This is a genomic window from Klenkia soli (assembly GCF_900103975.1).
In the GTDB taxonomy this organism is placed as follows: Bacteria; Actinomycetota; Actinomycetes; order Mycobacteriales; family Geodermatophilaceae; genus Klenkia; species Klenkia soli.
This window is the reverse complement of the sequence record NZ_FNIR01000003.1, coordinates 270,320-290,074: the sequence shown is the minus strand read 5'-3', so window position 1 is coordinate 290,074 and position 19,755 is coordinate 270,320. Positions and strand designations below refer to the sequence as shown.

Annotated in this window: 26 protein-coding genes; 15 read left to right on the top strand and 11 right to left on the bottom strand. The window is 74.6% G+C overall.

All coding sequences use genetic code 11. From position 1 onward, the window contains the following. Positions 1 to 46 precede the first annotated feature (46 nt). Complete coding sequence (locus tag BLS67_RS06300) at positions 47 to 412, top strand: Rieske (2Fe-2S) protein (RefSeq protein WP_091241576.1); 366 nt, start codon at positions 47 to 49, stop codon at positions 410 to 412. A gap of 78 nt (positions 413 to 490) precedes the next feature. Then, the gene (locus BLS67_RS06295; protein WP_207500343.1) at positions 491 to 1,171 is read left to right on the top strand and encodes a lysophospholipid acyltransferase family protein; all 681 of its coding nucleotides are present in this window, start codon (positions 491 to 493) and stop codon (positions 1,169 to 1,171) included. On the opposite strand, the gene BLS67_RS06290 is transcribed toward BLS67_RS06295, so the two are convergent. Beyond that, entirely contained in the window at positions 1,172 to 1,540 is a 369-nt protein-coding gene (locus BLS67_RS06290) for a hypothetical protein (protein ID WP_091241574.1), read from the bottom strand. A 120-nt stretch (positions 1,541 to 1,660) separates the two neighbouring features. Here BLS67_RS06290 and BLS67_RS06285 point away from each other — a divergent pair, with 120 nt between their 5' ends. The 7 genes from BLS67_RS06285 (at position 1,661) to BLS67_RS06255 (ending at position 5,155) form a co-directional block, all read left to right on the top strand. After that, complete coding sequence (locus tag BLS67_RS06285) at positions 1,661 to 2,215, top strand: isochorismatase family protein (RefSeq protein ID WP_091241572.1); 555 nt, start codon at positions 1,661 to 1,663, stop codon at positions 2,213 to 2,215. Between the two features lie 5 nt (positions 2,216 to 2,220). Further along, the gene (locus BLS67_RS06280; protein ID WP_091241569.1) at positions 2,221 to 2,574 is read left to right on the top strand and encodes a VOC family protein; all 354 of its coding nucleotides are present in this window, start codon (positions 2,221 to 2,223) and stop codon (positions 2,572 to 2,574) included. A gap of 30 nt (positions 2,575 to 2,604) precedes the next feature. Further along, positions 2,605 to 3,585: a 4-hydroxy-tetrahydrodipicolinate synthase gene (gene dapA, locus BLS67_RS06275; RefSeq protein ID WP_091241566.1), complete on the top strand. Its 981-nt coding sequence runs from the start codon at positions 2,605 to 2,607 to the stop codon at positions 3,583 to 3,585. After that, entirely contained in the window at positions 3,582 to 4,106 is a 525-nt protein-coding gene (locus tag BLS67_RS06270) for a GNAT family N-acetyltransferase (protein WP_165617498.1), read from the top strand. Before dapA ends, BLS67_RS06270 begins: the two co-directional genes overlap by 4 nt. A 68-nt stretch (positions 4,107 to 4,174) precedes the next feature. Then, positions 4,175 to 4,432, top strand: coding sequence for a type II toxin-antitoxin system Phd/YefM family antitoxin (locus tag BLS67_RS06265; protein WP_091241562.1), 258 nt, complete (start codon positions 4,175 to 4,177; stop codon positions 4,430 to 4,432). Further along, the gene (locus BLS67_RS06260; RefSeq protein ID WP_091241559.1) at positions 4,429 to 4,692 is read left to right on the top strand and encodes a Txe/YoeB family addiction module toxin; all 264 of its coding nucleotides are present in this window, start codon (positions 4,429 to 4,431) and stop codon (positions 4,690 to 4,692) included. The genes BLS67_RS06265 and BLS67_RS06260 overlap by 4 nt, the downstream gene beginning before the upstream one ends. Before the next feature lies 1 nt (position 4,693). Beyond that, positions 4,694 to 5,155: a tRNA (cytidine(34)-2'-O)-methyltransferase gene (locus tag BLS67_RS06255; RefSeq protein WP_091241556.1), complete on the top strand. Its 462-nt coding sequence runs from the start codon at positions 4,694 to 4,696 to the stop codon at positions 5,153 to 5,155. Positions 5,156 to 5,608: 453 nt separating this feature from the next. Here BLS67_RS06255 and BLS67_RS06250 read toward each other — a convergent pair whose 3' ends face one another. Further along, entirely contained in the window at positions 5,609 to 6,070 is a 462-nt protein-coding gene (locus tag BLS67_RS06250) for an SRPBCC family protein (protein WP_091241553.1), read from the bottom strand. A gap of 71 nt (positions 6,071 to 6,141) precedes the next feature. Between BLS67_RS06250 and BLS67_RS06245 the strand changes: the two genes are divergently transcribed. Then, the gene (locus BLS67_RS06245; RefSeq protein WP_091241550.1) at positions 6,142 to 6,384 is read left to right on the top strand and encodes a hypothetical protein; all 243 of its coding nucleotides are present in this window, start codon (positions 6,142 to 6,144) and stop codon (positions 6,382 to 6,384) included. 23 nt (positions 6,385 to 6,407) lie between these two features. On the opposite strand, the gene BLS67_RS06240 is transcribed toward BLS67_RS06245, so the two are convergent. Continuing rightward, positions 6,408 to 6,845, bottom strand: coding sequence for a hypothetical protein (locus tag BLS67_RS06240; RefSeq protein ID WP_242653858.1), 438 nt, complete (start codon positions 6,843 to 6,845; stop codon positions 6,408 to 6,410). Positions 6,846 to 6,943: 98 nt separating this feature from the next. Here BLS67_RS06240 and BLS67_RS06235 point away from each other — a divergent pair, with 98 nt between their 5' ends. The 5 genes from BLS67_RS06235 (at position 6,944) to BLS67_RS06215 (ending at position 11,219) form a co-directional block, all read left to right on the top strand. Then, positions 6,944 to 7,720: a glycerophosphodiester phosphodiesterase family protein gene (locus BLS67_RS06235; protein WP_207500341.1), complete on the top strand. Its 777-nt coding sequence runs from the start codon at positions 6,944 to 6,946 to the stop codon at positions 7,718 to 7,720. Continuing rightward, a complete protein-coding gene (locus BLS67_RS06230) occupies positions 7,717 to 8,646 on the top strand; it encodes a lysophospholipid acyltransferase family protein (RefSeq protein WP_091241547.1) in 930 nt (309 codons plus the stop codon). The genes BLS67_RS06235 and BLS67_RS06230 overlap by 4 nt, the downstream gene beginning before the upstream one ends. Continuing rightward, the gene (locus tag BLS67_RS06225) at positions 8,643 to 9,980 is read left to right on the top strand and encodes an MFS transporter (RefSeq protein WP_165617497.1); all 1,338 of its coding nucleotides are present in this window, start codon (positions 8,643 to 8,645) and stop codon (positions 9,978 to 9,980) included. The genes BLS67_RS06230 and BLS67_RS06225 overlap by 4 nt, the downstream gene beginning before the upstream one ends. Continuing rightward, positions 9,977 to 10,708 carry a thymidine kinase gene (locus BLS67_RS06220; protein ID WP_091241544.1) on the top strand — a complete coding sequence of 244 codons (732 nt, stop codon included), beginning with the start codon at positions 9,977 to 9,979 and terminating at the stop codon, positions 10,706 to 10,708. Before BLS67_RS06225 ends, BLS67_RS06220 begins: the two co-directional genes overlap by 4 nt. Positions 10,709 to 10,874: 166 nt before the next feature. Then, positions 10,875 to 11,219: an RNA polymerase-binding protein RbpA gene (locus tag BLS67_RS06215; RefSeq protein ID WP_091241541.1), complete on the top strand. Its 345-nt coding sequence runs from the start codon at positions 10,875 to 10,877 to the stop codon at positions 11,217 to 11,219. A gap of 51 nt (positions 11,220 to 11,270) precedes the next feature. Here the strand turns inward: BLS67_RS06215 and BLS67_RS06210 are convergent, their stop codons facing one another. The 8 genes from BLS67_RS06210 to kdd all read right to left on the bottom strand — a co-directional run bounded on the left by BLS67_RS06210 (position 11,271) and on the right by kdd (position 19,651). Then, positions 11,271 to 11,741, bottom strand: a complete 471-nt coding sequence (locus tag BLS67_RS06210) for an FxsA family protein (protein WP_091241537.1) — start codon at positions 11,739 to 11,741, stop codon at positions 11,271 to 11,273. Next, a complete protein-coding gene (locus BLS67_RS06205; protein ID WP_207500340.1) occupies positions 11,738 to 12,523 on the bottom strand; it encodes a polyprenol monophosphomannose synthase in 786 nt (261 codons plus the stop codon). Before BLS67_RS06205 ends, BLS67_RS06210 begins: the two co-directional genes overlap by 4 nt. Next, a complete protein-coding gene (lnt, locus tag BLS67_RS06200) occupies positions 12,520 to 14,142 on the bottom strand; it encodes an apolipoprotein N-acyltransferase (RefSeq protein ID WP_091241534.1) in 1,623 nt (540 codons plus the stop codon). The genes BLS67_RS06205 and lnt overlap by 4 nt, the downstream gene beginning before the upstream one ends. A 275-nt stretch (positions 14,143 to 14,417) precedes the next feature. After that, on the bottom strand, positions 14,418 to 14,819 hold the full coding sequence (kal, locus tag BLS67_RS06195) for a 3-aminobutyryl-CoA ammonia lyase (protein WP_091241532.1): 402 nt from the start codon (positions 14,817 to 14,819) through the stop codon (positions 14,418 to 14,420). Beyond that, a complete protein-coding gene (gene kamE, locus BLS67_RS06190) occupies positions 14,816 to 15,553 on the bottom strand; it encodes a lysine 5,6-aminomutase subunit beta (protein WP_278247112.1) in 738 nt (245 codons plus the stop codon). Before kamE ends, kal begins: the two co-directional genes overlap by 4 nt. Beyond that, complete coding sequence (gene kamD, locus BLS67_RS06185; protein ID WP_091241528.1) at positions 15,550 to 17,121, bottom strand: lysine 5,6-aminomutase subunit alpha; 1,572 nt, start codon at positions 17,119 to 17,121, stop codon at positions 15,550 to 15,552. Before kamD ends, kamE begins: the two co-directional genes overlap by 4 nt. After that, positions 17,118 to 18,632 carry an amidohydrolase gene (locus BLS67_RS06180; RefSeq protein ID WP_091241526.1) on the bottom strand — a complete coding sequence of 505 codons (1,515 nt, stop codon included), beginning with the start codon at positions 18,630 to 18,632 and terminating at the stop codon, positions 17,118 to 17,120. Before BLS67_RS06180 ends, kamD begins: the two co-directional genes overlap by 4 nt. Then, the gene (gene kdd, locus BLS67_RS06175; RefSeq protein ID WP_091241523.1) at positions 18,629 to 19,651 is read right to left on the bottom strand and encodes an L-erythro-3,5-diaminohexanoate dehydrogenase; all 1,023 of its coding nucleotides are present in this window, start codon (positions 19,649 to 19,651) and stop codon (positions 18,629 to 18,631) included. Before kdd ends, BLS67_RS06180 begins: the two co-directional genes overlap by 4 nt. Positions 19,652 to 19,755 lie beyond the last annotated feature (104 nt).

Genomic DNA, 19,755 nt, shown 5'->3' with positions numbered 1-19,755 from the left:
CGGGGGAGATGAGGCTGAGCCTGGTCGCGACCGGGTAGGCCCGGGCATGACCACTCCCGATCGACCCACCGTCCCCGCCGCCGACCTGACCGCCGGCGCCGTGCTCCGGGCCGGGTCCTCCGCCGTGGGGATGGCCGGTGGGGAGCCGTTCGCGGTATCCCGCCGCTGCCGGCACCAGCTCGCCGACCTGTCCCAGGGGTCGGTCGACGCCGACGGCTGCCTCGTCTGCCCGTGGCACGGTTCCCGCTACGACGTGCGCAGCGGGGCCATGGTCTCCGGCCCCCGCGGCTTCCTCGGCTACCACGGCCCCACCCCCGGCTACACCGGGCTGATCCGGCTCCTGGGCCGGGTGGTGCCGCTGCGCGTGCGACGCGCCGTCCGGCGTGGTGACGACGTCGTCGTCGAGGGCTGACCCGACCCGGCGACGGGCCCGGGCGTCGGGCACACTGACCCGGCCGCCCGGCCCCCGGGCGATCCCGAGGAGGCCCCCGTGACCACCCCGTCCACGACGCCGCCGCCGGTCTACCGGCTCGTGATGGCCGTCGGCACCCCGGCCGTCCGTTGGTGGGGCAGGTTGCAGGTCACCGGTCTGGAGCACCTGCCGGCCGAGGGGCCGACGGTGCTCATGGCCAACCACGACAGCGCGTGGGATCCGGTCATCCTGGGCATCGCCGCCGTCCGCCGCCGGCACCTGCGGGCGCTGGCCAAGGACTCGCTGTGGAAGAACGCCGTGGTGGGCAAGGTGCTCGACGGCATGGGCCAGATCCCGATCGCCCGTGGCCGGGGCGACAAGAACGCCCTCGCCGCGGCCGTGGACGTGCTGGCCGGCGGCGGGTGCATCGGCATCTTCCCCGAGGGCACCGTCTCGCGCGGGCGCGCCATGCGCTATCTGTCCGGCGCCGGCCGGCTGGCCCTGTCGGTGCCCGGCACCACGGTGCTGGGGGTGCGCGTCACGGGGCAGACCGACGTCGTGCGCTTCCCGCGTCGGCCGCGGATCCGCGTCGAGTTCCTGCCGCCGGTCCCCGCCCGCGAGGGGGAGTCCGCCGTGGCCCTCACCCGTCGGGTCATGGAGCAGGTGCGCAGTGCAGCCCCTCCGGTGATCCCGGGTCGGGCCAAGGCGGCCGCGGGCTACCGCAAGCTCGTCGAGGAGCACGACGCCGCCGCCGGCTGATCAGCCCCAGCCCGGCGCCAGCACGACCACGGCCGGCAGCAGCAGCGCGAGCGCCGCGACCGACCACCGCCCCGGGCGACCGCGGCGCAGCAGCGAGTGCCCGACGCCCAGGGCGCCCAGCAGCACCAGCGCCAGGGCGTCCAGCTGCCACGTGCGCACCGACCCCGCCGGCGCCCCGCCGCCGAGGGGGACGGCGCCGAGCCGGTTGACGACCATCGCGGCGAGGACGACGGCCACCGACGACTGCAGGACCACCTGACCGACCCGGTCACCCACCCGTGGCCACCGGCGCAGCGGCACGGGGGCGGACGCGGTGGCGGTGGTCCGGGGAGCGGAGCTGACGGCGGCGGCGCGCTGGTACGGGGTCACGGGCACGACCCTGCCGACGACGGGGACGTCGCCCCAGGGCAGAACTACTCGGTCCGACCCGTGGAGAACTGTCGGTGCCCGGTCCTACGGTGCGAGCACCACCGACACCGAGGAGACGTCATGACCACGCTGACCGACCGCCCGAACACCGCCCTGCTGGTGATCGACGTGCAGAACGGGGTGATGGCCGAGTCCCACGACACCGCAGCCGTCGTCGGCCGCATCGAGGGCCTCGTCGCCCGCGCCCGCGGCGAGCAGGTCCCGGTCGTCTGGGTGCAGCACTCCTCGGAGGAGCTGCCGGTGGGCAGCGAGCAGTGGCAGTACGTGCCGCGGCTGCAGCGTGCCGACGGCGAGGCCCTGGTCGCCAAGGAGCACGGCGACTCCTTCGAGGCCACCGACCTCGAGCAGGTGCTGGCCGAGGCCGGGGTGGGCCGGCTGGTGGTCACCGGCGCGCAGACCGACGCGTGCATCCGGTCGACCATCCACGGCGCCTTCACCCGCGGCTACGACGTCACCCTGGTCGGCGACGCGCACACCACCGAGGACCTCACCGCCTACGGCGCCCCGCCACCCGGCGACGTCATCTCCCACACCAACCTCTACTGGGGCTTCCAGTCGGCCCCGGGCCGCACCGCCGCGGTCGTCCCCGCCGCCGACGTAGCCTTCTCCGGCTGACCGTCGTGCGCACCGTCGGCATCACCACGAACCTGCGCGTCGACGACATCGCGGCCGCCGAGGGCTTCTGGGCGGGCTACCTGGGCCTGCGCCAGCAGGAGTTCAGCCTGGGCTGGGTGGCCCGGTACACCGACCCCGACACCGGCGCGCACGTGCAGCTGGTCACCCGCGACGCCACGGCGCCCGTCGACTCCGCGCTGACGGTGAAGACCGACGACGTCGACGCCGCCTTCGCCGAGGCGCAGGCCGCCGGGTACGAGATCGTGCACCCGCTGACCACCGAGCCGTGGGGGGTGCGCCGCTTCTTCGTCCGTGCCCCCGACGGCACGGTCGTGAACATCGCCCAGCACCGCGGCTGAGTCCGTCCGGGCGCTGGCTACGCTGCCGCGGTGAGCTCCCCGCCCCGGTTCGGCCGACTGATCACCGCCATCGCCACCGCCTTCGACGAGGCGGGCGGGGTCGACCTCGAGGCCACCGCGCGCATCGCCGCCCACGTGGTCGACACCGGCAGCGACGGCGTCGTGGTGTCCGGGACGACGGGGGAGGCCCCCACCACCACGGTGCCCGAGGACGGCGAGATCCTGGCCGCCGTCCGCGAGGCGGTGGGGGACCGGGCGTCGGTGATCGCCGGCGTCGGCACCAACAGCACGGCGCACTCGGTCGAGATCGCCGAGCAGGCCGCGCGCATCGGCGCCGACGGCCTGCTGGTCGTCACGCCCTACTACAACAAGCCCAGCCAGAACGGCATCCTGGGGCACATCCGCACGGTCGCCGCGGTCAGCGACATCCCGGTGATGCTCTACGACGTCCCGAGCCGCACCGGGTCGTCGATCGCGCTGGACACCTACCGGGCCGCGCTCGAGCTGGACACCGTCGTCGCCGTCAAGGACGCCACCGGCAACCCCGCCCAGGCCGCGCGGCTCACGGCGCTGGGCTACGAGGTCTACTGCGGGGACGACGCGCTGACCTTGGGGTACCTGGCCTACGGCGCGGTCGGTCTGGTCAGCGTGGTGGCGCACGCCGCCGGGCAGCCGCTGCGCACCATGATCGACGCCTTCCTGGCAGGGGAGCACGCCGTTGCCCTCGACGCGCACACCCGGTTGCTGCCGGCGTTCGACGCGATCATGGGCGTGCCCAACTACGGCGCCACCACCGCCAAGGCCGCGCTGCAGCTGCTCGGGGTGCTGGGCGACCGCCGGGTCCGGCAGCCGCTGGCCGAGCTCGACGACACCGAGGTCGAGGCGCTGCGTGCCGGACTGGTCGCCGCCGGCCTGCTGGCGCCGGCGGGGGAGCAGGCCACCGGCGTCGACACCCGCCGCGACCTCGACCCCTGGTGGGGCACCTACCGCGGCCTTGCCGCCGACATGTGACCGAGGTCGTCGTCCGGCCGCGGCTCGAGTCGGATCTCCCGGCCCTGCTGTCGATCCTCCGGCGCAGCCACGCCACCCACGGCTACCCGAGGCGCAGCGAGGTCGTCCGGGCCGACTGGCTGGCGACGCCGACCGAGCTCGTCGGACTCGTCGCCGAGCACGCCGGCCGGGTCGTCGGGCACGTGGCGCTGCACCCTGCCGCCCACGGGCCGGACGACGACCCGGGGGAGCTGCAGGCCGCGCACCGGTGGTCGGCCGCGACCGGCGTCCGGGTCGAGGACCTCGCCGTGGTGTCCCGCCTGGTCACCGACGGCACGGTGCGCGGGGCCGGGCGGGCACTCATGGATGCCGCCGGCCGGTCCGCGGCCCGGTCGGCGCTGAGCCCGGTCCTGCTGGTCGATCCGGCGGCGGACGCCCGCGCCTTCTACCGGCGACTGGGCTGGCAGGAGATCGGCACCGCGCGCCAGCGGTGGGGCGAGAACGAGGTCGACGCAGTGCTCATGGTGGTCGGTCGGCCGTGATCACCCTGCTCCACCAATGCCGAGAGAGGGCGTACACTTTTCTGTACGTCCATCGAAGGAGTGCCGACATGCGGACCATCAGCTACTCCGAGTCGCGGGCGAACTACGCGCAGACGCTCGACGCGGTCGTCGACGACCGCGAGGAGGTCGTCATCACCCGGGCCGGGCACGAGCCCGTGGTCATGGTCGCGCTCGAGGACTACGAGTCCTTGAAGGAGACCGCCTACCTGCTGCGCAGCCCGGAGAACGCGCGACGCCTGCTGGGGTCGATCGACGCGCTCGAGCGCGGCCGGGGGAGTACGCAGCAGCTCGCCGAAGCCCCGTGACCTTCGTCTTCTCCGACGACGCCTGGGCCGACTACCTCTGGTGGCAGAGCCAGGACCGGCGGGTCCTCAAGCGGATCAACGTCCTGCTGGCCGACGTGGCCCGCACCGGCAACTCCGGCGGGATCGGCAAGCCCGAACCGCTCAAGCACGGGTTCTCCGGCTACTGGTCCCGCCGGATCACCGACGAGCACCGGCTGGTCTACCGGGTCGTCGACGGCGAGGTCCGCGTAGCGGCCTGCCGCTACCACTACGGGAGCTGACGTGTTCCACATCGCGTTCCACGAGCCGCGGATCCCGCCGAACACCGGCAACGCGATCCGCATGGTGGCCGCCACGGGCGCGCACCTCCACCTGGTCGAACCGCTGGGCTTCGACCTGTCCGACGCCAAGCTGCGGCGAGCCGGCCTGGACTACCACGACCTGGCCTCCGTGACCGTCCACGCCGGCCTGGGGGAATTCCTGTCCACCGTCCCGGGCGCGCGGGTGTTCGCGTTCACCGCAGGCGGGACCACCCGGTACACCGACGTCGCCTACGGACCGGGGGACGTGCTGCTCTTCGGCCCGGAGCCCACCGGGTTGGCCGCCGACGTCCTGGCGCACCCGCGGGTGACCGACCGGGTGCGGTTGCCGATGCTGGCCGGCCGCCGCTCGCTCAACCTGTCCAACACCGCGGCGGTCGCCGCCTACGAGGCCTGGCGCCAGCACGACTTCGCCGGCTCCTGAGGCCGGCCTGCCCAGCGGAGCATCCGGGACCTCGCGGTCAGGTGTGCGGGGATCGACGAAATCCCGGCCGAGAAGTCCCACCTGACATAATGTCGATTATCGGCGCAGACGATGCAGCGGTGGACCAGCAGGTGGATCGGCCGTCCCGACGACGCCGGCGACGAGCAGGATCTGGCACCTCCGGACCGGCTCGCAACGCAGCCGACGAGGCGCCCACCCGGTCCGCGCTGCCGAGCGCGGCTGCGCTGCCGCACCGGGTGCAGCCGATCGCCCCGCGGTCGGCGTCCCTGCCCACATCTCCCCGACCTGCTCGATTCCGTCAGGCTGACGCAACTCGCACGACCGACCCGATGCGGACGCCGGTGGGATGGTGCACTCTCCCCCGGGTCGCGACGACCAGCTTCCCGTCATTGCATCACTGTGACGCAATGAGCAGGGTGTCGGGGTCGCCGGCTACGAGCGCCGACCCTCGGCCCGCTCGCGCAGCCGGGCCAGACCCTTCTCGAACACCGGCCCCAGCACCTTCTCCATCGGCACGACCCGACCCACCAGGCGCAGCAACCCGGTCTGCGTACCCGAGCCCGACCAGGTCACCCGGGTCGCGCCGTCGACCGGGACGAGCGTGAAAGTCGTCGTGCTGGTGGTCCGGAACGGCTTGTGGTTCTGCTGATGGACCACCACCCGGTCGGGGTCCGCGACGACGAGCTCCATGCGGCCCGTGCCGGCCTTCGTCGAGCCCGACCAGGCGTAGGTGCTGCCGACGTCGGAGCCCTCGTAGCGGCGCTGCATGCCGGGGTCGAGGTCCTCGAACGGCGACCACTCGCGCCACCGGCGGAAGTCGACGAGCAGCTCGTGGACGGCCGCGGGCGGCGCGGCGACCAGGACCTCGCGGGTCACGGTGTAGGTGTCGGGCACGGCCGGATGGTGCCAGACCGGGGCCGGGTGTCGGGTGCTCGCGCGACCGCCGTGTCGCCTAGGCTCCGGGCATGCAGATCCGCCGCCCGGTCGTCGTCGCCCTCACCGCCCTGACCCTCCTCGGTGGCGGGGCCGCCCTCACCGGGTGCAGCGACACCGACGGTCTGGACCAGCGCACCGGCACGTCGAAGGACTCCTCGACGAACACCTCCGGCAACGACCCGGCCTCGGTCAGCCAGGGCAGCGTCTACAACCACGGCAACCAGGACCCCGCCGGCGACGCCGGGATCGAGAACGGCGAACCGGTCGACTGACCCGCCCGGGGCCGGTCGGCGGCTCAGCCCGCCGACCGCCCGGACAGCCACAGCTTGTCCAGCCGACCCGTCGAGCGCACCAGCTCCGACAACGCCCGCTCCAGCTCGGGCTTGGTCGGCTTCTCCGTGAGCAGCGTCTGCACGTCCTCCAGGGCGCAGCGCAGCTGGAAGAGGCGGTCCTGCAGCCCGTCCAGCTCGGTGCGGGTCACCAGCACCACGTCCGGCGAGAGCCCCGCCTTCGCCGTCGCCGACCGCTGCTCGTAGGCACGCTGCCGGCAGGCCTGGCCGCAGTACAGCCGCGGGCGGCCCACCGACTCCTGCACGGGCAGCACGTTGCGGCACCAGCCGCAGCGGCGTTCCTCGGCCTCGGCCGGACGGCGCCGGGATCGCCGGGTCGACGCCCCCGTCGTCGGGACGTCGTGCGCGGGGATGTCGCGCACCGGGACCTGCTCTGCCACCACGACCGAGAAGGTAGACGTGCAGCGCCCGCACAGGGGCCGGACACGCCCGTGGGACCCCCGGCAGCCGCGCGTCGGGCGCCCGCCCATAGCGTGACGCCGTGCCCGTGCAGCGCTTCCCGTTCCTCGACGGGCCCGTGCCGCTGGCCATGGCGCACCGCGGCGGGGCCATCGAGCACGTCGAGAACACCCGTCCTGCGTTCCAGGCCTGCGTCGACCTGGGCTACCGCTACCTCGAGACCGACGTGCGGGCGACCGCCGACGGCGTGCTGGTGGCCTTCCACGACGCCGTCCTGGACCGGGTCACCGACCGCGTGGGGCGCATCGACGCGCTCCCCTGGAGCGAGGTCCGGCACGCGCTCATCGGTGGCCGCGAGCCGGTCCTCCCGCTCGAGGAGCTGCTCACGGCCTGGCCCGACGTCCGGTTCAACATCGACGTGAAGACCGCCGGCGTCCTCGCTCCCCTGGCGGCGCTGATCCGCCGCACCGGCACCCTGGACCGGATCTGCCTGGCCTCGTTCTCCGACGCGCGGGTGGCGGCGGCACGGCGGCTGCTCGGACCGGAGCTGTGCACCTCGCTGGGCCCCAAGGGCGTGGCGGCGCTGCGTCTGTCGTCCTACTCCCCCCGGGCAGCCGGCCTCGTGCGCATCCAGGCCGGCTGCGCGCAGGTCCCGCTGCACCTCGGCGGGCGCCCGCTGGTCGACGAGCGGTTCCTCGCCGCCGCCCACGAGCGCAGCCTGCAGGTGCACGTGTGGACCGTCGACGACCCCGACGAGGTGGACCGGCTGCTGGACCTCGGGGTCGACGGCATCCTCACCGACCGGCCGACCATGCTCCGCGAGGTGTACACCCGCCGCGGGGTCTGGGCTCCGGCATGAGGGAGCGGCTGCGCGCCTGGCGGCCGGCCACCCCGCCGCTGCCGGCCGACCTGGAGGCCTCCGTCGTCGACACCGACCCGGAGTGGTTCGGCCGCGAGCTGGCGATCGCCGCCCGACCACCGTGGTGGCTGTGGCGCTTCCTGCTGACCACCGTCTCGCCGGCCGTGTCGCTGTTCGGCCGGGTCGTGGTCACCGGGTCGATCCCCGAGCACCTGCGCGGGGGGCCGCTGATCCTGGCCGCGAACCACATCGGCGACTACGACACGTTCACCGTGGCCGCCGCGCTGCACCGGGTGGGCGTCGTCCCCCGGTTCCTGGCCACCGGCGGGATCATGAAGGCCCCCGTCGCCGGGCCCGTGCTCGAGCGCGCCGGCGGCATCCGGGTCGACCGGGGCACCGACGTCGCCGCGCACGCCATGCGGGTGGTGTTGGTCGCCCTCGAGCACGGCGGGCAGGTGCTGGTCTACCCCGAGGGCCGGGTGGGGTTGACCGCCGACGGCTGGCCCGAGCGCGGCCGCACCGGCCTGGCCCGGTTGGCCCTGCAGACCCGGGTGCCGGTGATCCCGGTCAGCCAGTGGGGCGCCCACGAGGTGCTGCAGTACGCCAACGACTGGGGCAAGCTGCGCACCGCGCTGTCGGCGGCCTGGCGGCAGCCGGCGCTGCGGGTGCACGTCGGGGCGCCGGTCCCCCTCGACGACCTCGCGCCCGGGCGCACCGGCGACGCCAACCGGGCCCGCACCCGCATCATGGCCGCCATCACCCGCGGCCTGGTGCCGCTGCGCGCCGGCGAACCCGCCGACCGGATCGCCTTCGTCGACCCCACCCGGCCGGTGAAGGCGCAGGCGGCCTTCCCGGGAGGACGCGTGCCCGCCGACGTCCCCGGTGCTGGACCACCCCTGCCCCCGGCTGGCACCCTGCGCCGGTGAGCGCAGCCCAGGGCACCACCAGCACCCCCGACCGGGCACTGCGCCGCGAGCGCACCGGCTGGTACTCCTACGACTGGGCGATGTCGGTGTTCAACACCAGCGTCACCACGGTCTTCCTGGGGCCCTACCTGACGTCGGTTGCCCGTGACGCAGCCGGCGCCGACGGCAGGCTCGGCTTCCTGGGCATCGACCCGGGCAGCTGGTTCTCCTTCGTGCTGTCGTTCTCCGTCGTGGCCCAGGTCGTCGTCCTGCCGGTGACCGGGGCGATCGCCGACCGGACCGGACGGCGCCGCGAGCTGCTGGCCGGTTTCGCGTTCCTCGGCGCGGCGGCCTGCACCGGGTTGTTCTTCGTCGCCGACGGCCGTTACCTCCTCGGTGCCGCGCTGTTCGTCGTCGCCAACATCGCCTTCGGTGCGGCCACCGTCGTCTACTACTCCTGGCTGCCCGACCTGGCCGCACCCGACGAGCGCGACAAGGTCTCCAGCCGCGGCTGGGCCGTCGGGTACGTCGGCGGGGCGCTGCTGCTCGCCGTCCACCTGGGCCTGTTCCTCGCGCACGACTCGCTGGGCCTGACCGAGGGCGAGGCGGTGCGGATCTGCCTGGCCACGGCCGGCCTGTGGTGGGGCGCGTTCACCGTGTTCACGGTCTCCCGGTTGCGCAACCGGCCGGTGGCCGTGGCCGAGGGCCGCACCGGCAGCGGGTTCCGGCAGCTGGCGGCGACGCTCAAGGAGATGCGGGCCTTCCCGCTGACCCTGTGGTTCCTGGGCGCCTACCTGCTGTTCAACGACGGCGTGCAGACCGTCATCTCGCTCTCGGCGGTCTACGCCACCGAGGAGCTCGAGCTGGACCAGTCGGTGCTCACCGGCGCCATCCTCATGGTCCAGGTGGTCGCCATCGCCGGCGCGCTGGGCCTGGGTCGGGTCGCGGCCCGGTACGGCGCCACCCGCACGGTCCTGGCCTGCCTGGTGGCCTGGACGGCGGTGCTGGTGGCCGCCTTCTTCCTGCAGACCGGTGCGGCCGTGCAGTTCTACGCCCTCGCCGCGGTGATCGGGCTGGTGCAGGGCGGCACCCAGGCGCTGTCCCGGTCGCTGTTCAGCCACCTCATCCCGGCCGGCAAGGAGGCCGAGTACTACGGCTTCTACGAGATCAGCGACCGCGGCACCAGCTGGCTGGGCCCGCTGGCGTTCGGGCTGACCTACCAGTTCACCGGCTCCTACCGGCTGGCCATCATCAGCCTCGTGGTGTTCTTCGTCGCCGGCTTCGTGCTGCTGGCGCGGCTGCCGATGCGCCGGGCCGTCGTCGAGGCCGGCAACACCCCGCCGGAGAAGCTGTGAGCCAGCCCCCGTCCGTCGTCCCGGCGTCGGGTGACCGGCGGCGGCACGCGGCGCCGGCGCACCTGACGTTCTTCCACGGCCCCATGGACTGCGGGAAGTCGACGCTGGCCCTGCAGGTCGACCACAACCAGAGCCGGCAGGGTCGCCAGGGGCTCCGGCTGACCCAGGGCGACCGGTCCCGGTCGCCGCGGATCAGCAGCCGCGTGGGGCTGTCCCGCGAGGCCGTCGAGGTGGACGCCGGCACCGACGTCCGGTTGCTGGTGCGGGACCGGTGGGCCGGCGGCCACCGGGTCGACTACGTCGTCGTGGACGAGGCGCAGTTCCTGACCGACCGGCAGGTCGAGCAGCTGGCCGAGCTGGTCGACGAGTCCCACGTCGACGTCTACGCGTTCGGGTTGACCACCGACTTCCGCGCGCAGCTGTTCCCGGGCACCCGCCGGCTGTTCGAGCTGGCCGACACCGTGCAGCGCATCCAGGTGGAGGTGCTCTGCTGGTGCGGGGCACCGGGTCTGCTCAACGCCCGGGTGGTCGACGGCGCGATGGTGCGGGTGGGCGAGACCGTGGTGGTCGCCGACACCGTGCCGAGCGGGTCGGTCGACGACACCCGCTACCAGGTGCTCTGCCGGCGCCACCACGTGCGCGGCCAGCTCGGTCCCACCCCCACCGGACCGGGTCAGCTGGCGCTGTCCGGGCAGCAGCTGGCCGACGACGAGGTGTCCGTGCGATGATGAGCGACTGACGAGACGGAATCTCCGTCCGACTTCCGTCGTTGATCCGCACAGCCCCTCCGGGTGACCACCCACCGTCCGCCCTGCGGCGGTGGCGCGGTCCTGCCGATGGGGCCCTGGATCACGCAGAGCACGGACCACCACGAGCACGAGAGGACGGTGTGCCATGGGCGAGCGTTCCCTGCGAGGCAGCCGACTGGGCAGCGTCAGCTACGAGACCGAGCGCAACACCGCGCCGATCGACCGGCAGTACGCCGAGTACCGCTGCGAGCAGAACCACATCGTCACGGTGCCCTTCGCCGACGACGCCGAGCTCCCCGACACCTGGGAGTGCAAGTACGACGGCACGGCCGCCAAGCTGGTGGGCGGCGCCGAGCCGGCCCCCAAGAAGGTCAAGCCGCCGCGAACCCACTGGGACATGCTGCTCGAGCGCCGCTCCGAGGCCGACCTGGAAGAGGTGCTCGCCGAGCGCCTCGACGTGCTGAAGAGCCGCCGCACCAAGGTCAGCTGAACGACGCAGAAGGGCCCCGCCGGACCACTCCGGCGGGGCCCTTCTGCGTGGTCAGCGCTCGACGACGGTGCCTTCGACGACGGCGGGGTGCTTCACCGGCTCGGGGTCGACCTGGGCCGGGCGCGTGCTCTGCACCCGCACCGGGCCCCGAGCGCGGTCGGGCAGGCGGCTCAGCACGACCCGGGCGATCAGGGCTCGGGGCAGCTTGCGGGTGCCCGGCAGCAGGCACAGCAGCCCCAGCACGTCGCCGATGAACCCCGGCAGGATCATCAGCGCACCACCGGCGGCGACCAGCCCGGCGTCGCCGAGGGCCGTGCCCGGCGCGCGGTGCTCCTGCGCCCGCAGACGCAGCTCGGTCAGGGTCTTCGTGCCCTGCTTGGCCAGCAGCACCCAGCCCAGGGCGCTGGTCACCAGCGCGGCCAGGATGGTCCAGCCCCAGCCGATGGTCGCGCCCAGGGCGATGAAGACCACCACCTCGGCCAGGGCACCCAGGCCCAGCGCGGTGCGCAGTCGGCTCGTCATCGTCGTCCTCCGGTTCGTCTTCGGGCCGGCACGGGTCGGGGCACGCGTCCGGGCAGCCGATCGGCCATCCGGTCCAGCACACCCCACCAGGTCACCCGGGCCAGTGCCTCCCCAACGATCGAGGAGCTCATCTTGCTCCTGCCGGCTGTGCGCTCGCTGAACGTGATCGGCACCTCGACCACCCGGGCCCCGCTCCGGACCGCCCGCCAGGCCCAGTCGACCTGGAAGCAGTAGCCCTGGCTGGCCACCTCGTCGAAGGGCAGCCGGGCCAGCAGCTCGGCCCGGGCGGCCCGGAAACCGCCCGTGGCGTCGGTCAGCTGCAGGCGCAGCGCTCGCCGGGTGTAGAGGTTGCCGATGCGGGAGATCGCCAGCCGGTGCGCCGGCCAGTTCTCGACCCGCCCACCGGGCACGTAGCGCGACCCGAGCACGAGGTCGGCGTCGGCGAGGGCGGCCAGCAGGTCGGGCAGCTGCTCGGGCGGGTGCGAGCCGTCGGCGTCCATCTCGACCACGACCGGCCAGGCGTGCTCACGGGCCCAGCGGAACCCGGCGACGTAGGCCGGTCCGAGCCCGGCCTTGGTGGTGCGGTGCAGCACGTGCACCCGCTCGTCGGCCGCGGCCAACCGGTCGGCCAGCTGGCCGGTGCCGTCGGGTGACCCATCGTCCACCACCAGCGCGTGCGCGGTGGGCACGGCGGCGTGCAACCGGGCCAGGACGGCCTCGAGGCTCTCGATCTCGCAGTACGTGGGGACGACGACCAGCACCCCGTCGGCCGGGGCGGTCACCGGGCTGCTCGCCGCGCGCGGACACCGCCCGCCACCACGGCCAGGAACGCGCCGACCCCCAGGGCGGTGAGGGCGACCTCGGGCCAGACCCCGAGCCGGGCGGCGACGGTCATGCCGTCGCGCTGGGCGATGTCCTCGACGAAGGCGGCCGGGGTGAACAGGTCCGAGCTGCGCACCAGCGACCCGTCGGGGGCGATGATCGCGCTGATGCCGCTGGTCGAGGCCATGACCACCGAGCGCCCGAACTCCACGGCGCGCAGCCGCCCCATGGCCAGCTGCTGCGGGCTCTCGTCGGTGAACCCGAACGTGGCGTTGTTGGTCTGGACGACGATCATCGTGGCGCCGCCGTCGACGACGTCCTGCACCAGGCCGTCGTAGGCGACCTCGAAGCAGATGACGTCGCCGACGGTCGTGCCCGCCATGTCCAGGGTGCCGACCTCGGTGCCGGCGCGGAAGTCCGCCCGCACCAGGTCGACCTTCTCGCTGAAGAAGCGGAAGAACGACCGGGCCGGCACGTACTCGGCCAGCGGGACCGGGTGCCGCTTGACGTAGGTCTCCCCCGGGCCGGTCTCGGGGTCCCAGACGATGGCGGTGTTGCTGATGAACCGGCCCGGGCCGCTGACCACGGCGCCCACCAGGATCGGGGCGCCGATGGCCTGGGCCGCGCGGTCGATCGCGGCGGCGGCGTCGTCGTTGAGGTAGGGGTCGATGTCGGAGCTGTTCTCCGGCCAGATCACCAGGTCCGGCTGGGCGGCGTCGCCGGCGGCCACCCGGGCGGCCAGCGCCTGCGTCTCGGACACGTGGTTGTCCAGCACGGCGCGGCGCTGCTCGTTGAAGTCCAACCCGGCCCGCGGCACGTTGCCCTGCACGACGGCGACGGTGCGGGTGGGGCCACCCTCGGTCAGCGAACCCCCGGCCAGCGGCAGCGCGGCGGCGGTGCCCAGGGCTGGGACGGCGAGCGTGCCGACGACGGCCAGTGCAGCGGTGCGCAGCGACCTCGACCGCCGCTCCTCGACCGAGCTGTCCCGCCAGGCCCGGGCCAGGCCGAGACCGGCCGCGGCCAGCAGCGTGCCGGTCAGGGCGACGGCGAAGCTCACCAGCGGCACCCCGCCGTAGGCGGCGAACGCGGTGAAGGGGCCCTCGGCCTGGCTGAACCCCAGTCGTCCCCAGGGGAACCCACCCAGCGGCCACCGCCCGCGCAGCGCCTCGTCGCCGACCCACAGCGCGGCGGCCCACAGCGGCCAGCCCCGCAGTCGCGCCGTGGCGGCCAGGGCGCCGCCCAGCAGCGCGACGTACAGGGACTCGGTGACCGCGAGGGCCAACCAGGGGAACGAGCCGACGTAGATGCCCGTCCAGGACAGCAGCGGCAGGAAGAAGGCCAGCCCGTGGACCAGGCCCAGCCACAGGCCGGTGCGGAACCGCACGCCGCGGGTGGCGAGCGAGAGCGCGGCGGGGCCCAGCACGGCCAGCGCGGACAGGTCCCAGCCCGGGAAGGCGAAGAACAGCGCGATCCCGCCGACCGCGGCCAGCAGCGTGCGGCCCAGCAGCCCGAGTCCGCGACGGGTGGCGGGCGGGTCGTCGGCGGGCACGTCGTGGTCCACCGGTGCGGTCGCGGTCACCCGCCGAGCATCCCATCCCGGCCTGGGCGGGCTCCGGATCGGCCCGCCGATGGCGGCACCCCGGCCTTCGGGCCGGCGGTCCGGGGACTGGCTGCCTCCGGTCCCGCCGTTGTCTGGTGGCGCGGGGTGCCGCCCGGCGGTCCCGTCCGGTCGACGGCCGTGCTGCAGACCGCGGCGGGATCGCTGAGGTGCGACGGGGGAACCCTAGGGAGCCCGGCCCCCCACGCACAGGGCATCGGGACACCTGCGGCAGGCCGTTACCTGATCGTTACGTGTCACTCACGCTCAGTGGTGCCGGCGAGGGGGACGACCAGGGTGGCGGTCGCCTCCACCACCCGCAGCGGCGGGTCGAGCACCGCGGCCGCGGAGGCCCCGCGCTCGGGCACCGCGCGGGCGACGACGTCGGCCCAGCAGCGCAGGGTGCGGGAGCGGGTGCCCACCCGGGTGACCTCGCACGAGGCCTCCAGCACGTCACCGGCCTGCACCGGGGCGAGGAAGCGCACCTCGGAGTAGCCGGCGAGCAGGCCCTCGTCGCCGTCCCCGACGATCGCCACCTCGGTGGCGACGTCGCCGAACAGGCCCAGGGTGTACGCGCCGTCGACCAGCGAACCGCCGTAGTGGGCGTGGGCGTACGGCACGTACCGGCGGTGGGTGACGACCAGACCGACGGTGCTCATGCGGCGACCTCTTCCGGGAGGAGGGCGGAGACGAGGTAGGAGGCCACCTCGCCGGGGGTGGTGCCGCGGCCGAAGACCTTGTCGACGCCGAGGTCGCGGGCCATCGCCGGGTCGAAGCGGGGGCCGCCGACCACGAGCAGGGGGCGGGACTCCCCCATCGCCTCGCGGAACGCACCGGCCAGCTCGCGGGTGTTGCGCAGGTGCGCGTCCTTCTGGGTGACGACCTGGCTGACCAGGACGGCGTCGGCGCGGGCGGCCCGGGCCTGCCCCACCAGCTCGGGCACGGTGACCTGGGCGCCGAGGTTGGCGACGTCCATCTCCCGGTAGTACTCCAGGCCCTTCTCCCCCGCGAAGCCCTTGAGGTTGAGGATCGCGTCGATGCCGACGGTGTGCGCGTCGGTGCCGATGCAGGCACCCATGACCACCAGCTTGCGGTGCAGCCGGGTCTTGATGGCTCCGTTGACCTCGGTGGGGCTCAGCAGCGGGTAGTCGCGCTCCTCGACCTCGACGGCGTCCAGGTCGACCAGGTGGGTCACCGAGCCGTAGACGACGAAGAAGGTGAAGCCGGTGCCGATGCCGTGGCTGTGCACGACCATCGCCGGGTGGATGCCCATCTTGCCGGCCAGCTGGAGGGCGGCGCCCTCGGCCTTCGGCCCGGGCGGGACGGGCAGGGTGAACGACGTCTGCACCATGCCGTCGCCGGTGGTGTCGCCGTAGGGGCGCACGATGCTCACAGCGCTGCCTCCATCAACTCGGTGGCCGGGTCCAGGTGGCCCGGGGCCTTCACGACCACGCCGTCCAGGCCCTTGCCGCGGTCGGCCGGGCGCTTGGTGATGCCGAAGGTGCCCTGGGCGATCGAGGGCAGCAGGCCGTCGGCGGTGATCCGCTCGAGCAGGTCGACCGCCTCGCCGAGCACGGTGTGCGCGCGGGTGTCGATGAACCCGCCCGGCGGGGGGCTGAAATCCTCCCCCAGTCCCCCGGCGGCGTCCAGCACGTAGCGGACGTTGCGCAGCGCGAGGTCCCGGTCGGAGAGCCACGGGGTGACGACGGCCTCGGTCATCATGCCGACCAGCAGGATCGACTGGTCGGTGAGCATGCCGGCCAGGTTGAAGAACCCGTCGAGCAGGTAGCCGCCGAACACGTCGCCGGTCATGTGCTTGGTGGGCGGCATCCACTTCAGCGGGGCGTCGGGGAACAGCGAGCGGGCCAGCATCGCGTGCGCCAGCTCCAGCCGGAACGACCCCGGCACCGTCGGGTTGATCTCGAACGCGTGGCCCAGGCCCAGCTGCCAGTCCTCGAGCCCGGCCTCGCGGGCGAACCGCTCGTTGAGCAGCTGGCTGACCGTGACGGTGTGCGCCTCGTCGACGGCGTCGGCGGTGGTGAGGTAGTTGTCCTCGCCGGTGTTGATGATGATGCCGGCGCGGGCGTGCACCATGCGGCTGAACCGCTGGTCGACGAAGGTGCGGATCGGGTTGATGTCGCGGAAGAGGATCCCGTACATCGCGTCGTTGAGCATCATGTCCAGCCGCTCGAGCCCGGCCAGTGCGGCGATCTCGGGCATGCACAGCCCCGAGGCGTAGTTGGTCAGCCGCACGTAGCGGCCCAGCTCGGCGCTGACCTCGTCGAGGGCGGCCCGCATGAGCCGGAAGTTCTCCTGGGTGGCGTAGGTGCCGGCGTACCCGGTGCGGGTGGCGCCCTCGGGCACGTAGTCCAGCAGCGACTGCCCGGTCGAGCGGATGACGGCGATGACGTCGGCCCCGGCGCGCGCGGCGGCCTGCGCCTGCGGGATGTCCTCGTAGATGTCGCCGGTGGCCACGATCAGGTAGATCCAGGGACGGCGGGGCGGGTCGCCGTGGGTGGCCACCAGCTCCTCCCGCCGCCGGCGGGCGCCGTCCACGCGGGACAACCCGGCGCCGACGGCGGCCAGCGCGGCCTCCCGGGCCCGCTCCTCGGCGCCGCCGGTGGGCACCTCGAAGCGTGCGGTGCCGGCCCCGACCTGCTCGGCGACCTCCTGCAGGCTGCCCGCTCCCCCGGAGGCGATGGCGTGCCACACCGGCAGCGCCACGCCGTGCTCGAGGCCCACCTGTTCGCGGACGACGTCCACCACGCGGTTGACCCAGGGGATCTCGCCCTCGCCGGTGACCGGGTCGGTGCCCTCCAGCCCGGCCAGCCGCAGCACGGCCCGCTCGACGGACACCGTGGTGTGCTGCCCGGCCAGGTCGATGACCGGCTGCGCGGCGAGCGCGGCGAGCTCCCGGGCCCGGGTGACCAGCCCGGCGTCCAGCGTCAACCGGGCGCTCACGCGTCGCCCCGCACGAGCTCGCCGGCCACCAGCAGGCCGCGGCAGGTGGGCCGGGCGCGCTCGGCGAGCACCCCGGACAGCGTCAGGTCGGTGGCCCACAGCGCCAGGTGCGCCGGGGCGCCGATGCCCAGCGGGCCGTCGCGGTGCTCCGCGCGGGCGGCGTGCCAGCCGCCGTGGGTGGCCGCGTCGTAGGCGTCGAAGGGCCGCAGGCCGGCGCCGGGGGTGCGGTGGTCCACCGCGGCGTGCACCCCGCCCCACGGGTCCAGGGCGGTGACCGGGGCGTCGGAGCCCAGCGCGATGGCCACCCCGCCGTCCGAGAGGTCGGCCAACGGGTTGCAGCCCAGGGCCCGCTCGACGCCCAGGCGCTCGGCGTACATGCCGCCGTCCCCGCCCCAGGCGGCGTCGAAGGCCGGCTGCACGCTGGCCACCATGCCGAACCGGGCCATGCCGGCGATCGCGTCGGGGCCGACCATCTCCACGTGCTCCAGCCGGTGCCGGCAGGCCCGGACGGCGTCGCGGCCCAGCTCGTCGGCCACCGCGGCGACCGCGGCGAGCACCTGGTCGACGGCGGCGTCGCCGATGACGTGGAACCCGGCCTGGACGCCGGCCAGGGTGCAGGCCCGCACGTGCTCGACGACCTGGCCGAGCTCGAACCGCATGCTGCCCGCGGTCTCCGGCCGGTCGGTGTAGGGCTCCGACAGGGCGGCGGTGTGCGAGCCGAACGCGCCGTCGCAGAACAGGTCGCCCCCGGCGCCGGCCAGCCCCAGCTCGCGCACGACGTCCAGGCCGCCGCGCTCGGCCAGCTCGCCCCACCAGCCCAGCACGAGCGGGCCGGGGGTGCTGCGCGAGAGCTCGAGCAGGGCGGCGAGGTCGTCGGCGCTGGAGACCTCGGGGCCGGCCATCTCGTGCAGGCAGCCGATGCCCAGGTCGGCCGCGGCGTCCAGGGTGCTGCGCTGGGCCGCCGTCCGCTGGGCCGGGCTGACCGCGCCGAAGGCGGCCTGCCGGGCGGCGTGGTGGGCGTCCAGCCGCAGCTGGCCGTCGGCGGAGAAGCCGAGCAGGTCGGTGATGCCCGGCACCCGGTCGAGCAGGGCCGTGGAGACGGTGGCCGAGTGCACGTCGACCCGGGCCAGGTAGACGGCCCGGTCGCCGACGACGGCGTCCAGGTCGTGCCGGGTGATCGCCCGGCCCTCGGGCCAGGTGGTCTCGTCCCAGCCGGTGCCCAGCACCGTGCCGGTGGGCTGGGCGGCCACCTGCGCGGCGACGGCGACCAGCGCGGAGCGGAGGCTGTCGGCCCCGTGCAGCGACAGCCCGGTCAGCGCCAGGCCGGTGCCGGTGGCGTGCACGTGGGCGTCGACGAAGGCCGGGGTGAGCAGGGCTCCCCCGCCGTCCAGCGTGCGGTCGGCCGCGGGGGCGTCGGCGGCGGGCCCGGCCCAGGCGACCGCGCCGTCGACGACGTGCACCGCCCGACCCCGGGCGTCGCCGACGGTGACATCGGCGATCAGCACGTTCACGCCTGCACGCGGGGGTCGACCAGGGCGCGCACCCCGGCGTTGCGGCGGTACAGGTCCAGGGCCAGGGCGGCGTGCCCCGGCGTGTAGCCGTTCCCGATCAGCATCGTCACGTCCGCTGCCATCCCCTCGGCGCCCAGGGCCGCCGCCGGGAAGGAGGTGGCCATCGAGAAGAAGACCACGGTGCCCCCGTCGGCCGTCGCGAGGACCGCCCCGTGCTCGGCGCCGGGCACGTCGACGCAGACCACGGTCACGTCCACCGGCTCGCCGAGCGCAGCGGCGACGGCCAGCGGGTCGGTGGCGTCGGCGACCACGACGTCGTGGGCGAGGTCGGCCGCCCGCAGCGCCGCGGCCTCGCGCTCGTCGCGGACGACGCCGACCACCCGCCGGGCGTGGGCGTCGCGGGCGGCGGCCACGGACAGGCAGCCGGACTTGCCCGCCGCGCCCAGCACGGCCACCGAGGACCCCCGCCGGACGACCCGCTCGGTCGCCGCGGGGGCCCCGCAGACGTCGAGCAGGGCCAGCGCGACGACCTCGGGCAGGTCGTCGGGCAGGACGGCGGCGATCGACCGGGCGAACAGGACGGCGGAGCCGCGGGCGGGCACCTGTTCGCCGCGGCCGTCCCAGCCGGCCAGCCCGTCGGTGATCGTCAGCGGGGTGAGGGTCAGCGACACCAGGGTGGCCACGCGCTGGCCGACGGCGAGACCCAGCGGGGACTCCTCCCCCACCTCCGCGACCCGCCCGATGAGCATTCCGCCCGAGCCGGTCACCGGGTTCTGCATCTTGCCGCGCTCGGCGACGATCGCCAGCACCGCGTCGCGCACCGCCGCGCCGTCGCCGCCGTGGGCCTCGGTGAGCTGCCGGAAGGAGGCCGCGTCGAGGTTCAGCCGCTCGACGTCGATGCGCACCTCGTCCGGGCCCGTGGGGGCGTGGGGGTCCAGCCGGCGGGCGGCCTGGGGCAGCACCCCGACCGGCTCCAGCACCCGGTGCACCCCGAGCGCTCGCTCTGCCGCCGTCGTCACCGGGTGTCCTCCTCGTCGGTCGTGGGTGCAGAACGTATCGCGAAAGTCACGTTTCACCGAACGATCTCCCGTATGGTGTCGATGTCGCGGTCGGAAGCGCCGGT

What these genes read in the sequence shown, in the direction of transcription:
- BLS67_RS06300 (WP_091241576.1), top strand. Translation starts at nt 47, where the DNA reads ATGACCACTCCCGATCGACCCACCGTCCCCGCCGCCGACCTGACCGCC.
- BLS67_RS06285 (WP_091241572.1), top strand. Translation starts at nt 1,661, where the DNA reads ATGACCACGCTGACCGACCGCCCGAACACCGCCCTGCTGGTGATCGAC.
- BLS67_RS06265 (WP_091241562.1), top strand. Translation starts at nt 4,175, where the DNA reads ATGCGGACCATCAGCTACTCCGAGTCGCGGGCGAACTACGCGCAGACG.
- BLS67_RS06245 (WP_091241550.1), top strand. Translation starts at nt 6,142, where the DNA reads ATGCAGATCCGCCGCCCGGTCGTCGTCGCCCTCACCGCCCTGACCCTC.
- BLS67_RS06230 (WP_091241547.1), top strand. Translation starts at nt 7,717, where the DNA reads ATGAGGGAGCGGCTGCGCGCCTGGCGGCCGGCCACCCCGCCGCTGCCG.
- BLS67_RS06215 (WP_091241541.1), top strand. Translation starts at nt 10,875, where the DNA reads ATGGGCGAGCGTTCCCTGCGAGGCAGCCGACTGGGCAGCGTCAGCTAC.
- BLS67_RS06210 (WP_091241537.1), bottom strand. Translation starts at nt 11,741, where the DNA reads ATGACGAGCCGACTGCGCACCGCGCTGGGCCTGGGTGCCCTGGCCGAG.
- kal (WP_091241532.1), bottom strand. Translation starts at nt 14,819, where the DNA reads ATGAGCACCGTCGGTCTGGTCGTCACCCACCGCCGGTACGTGCCGTAC.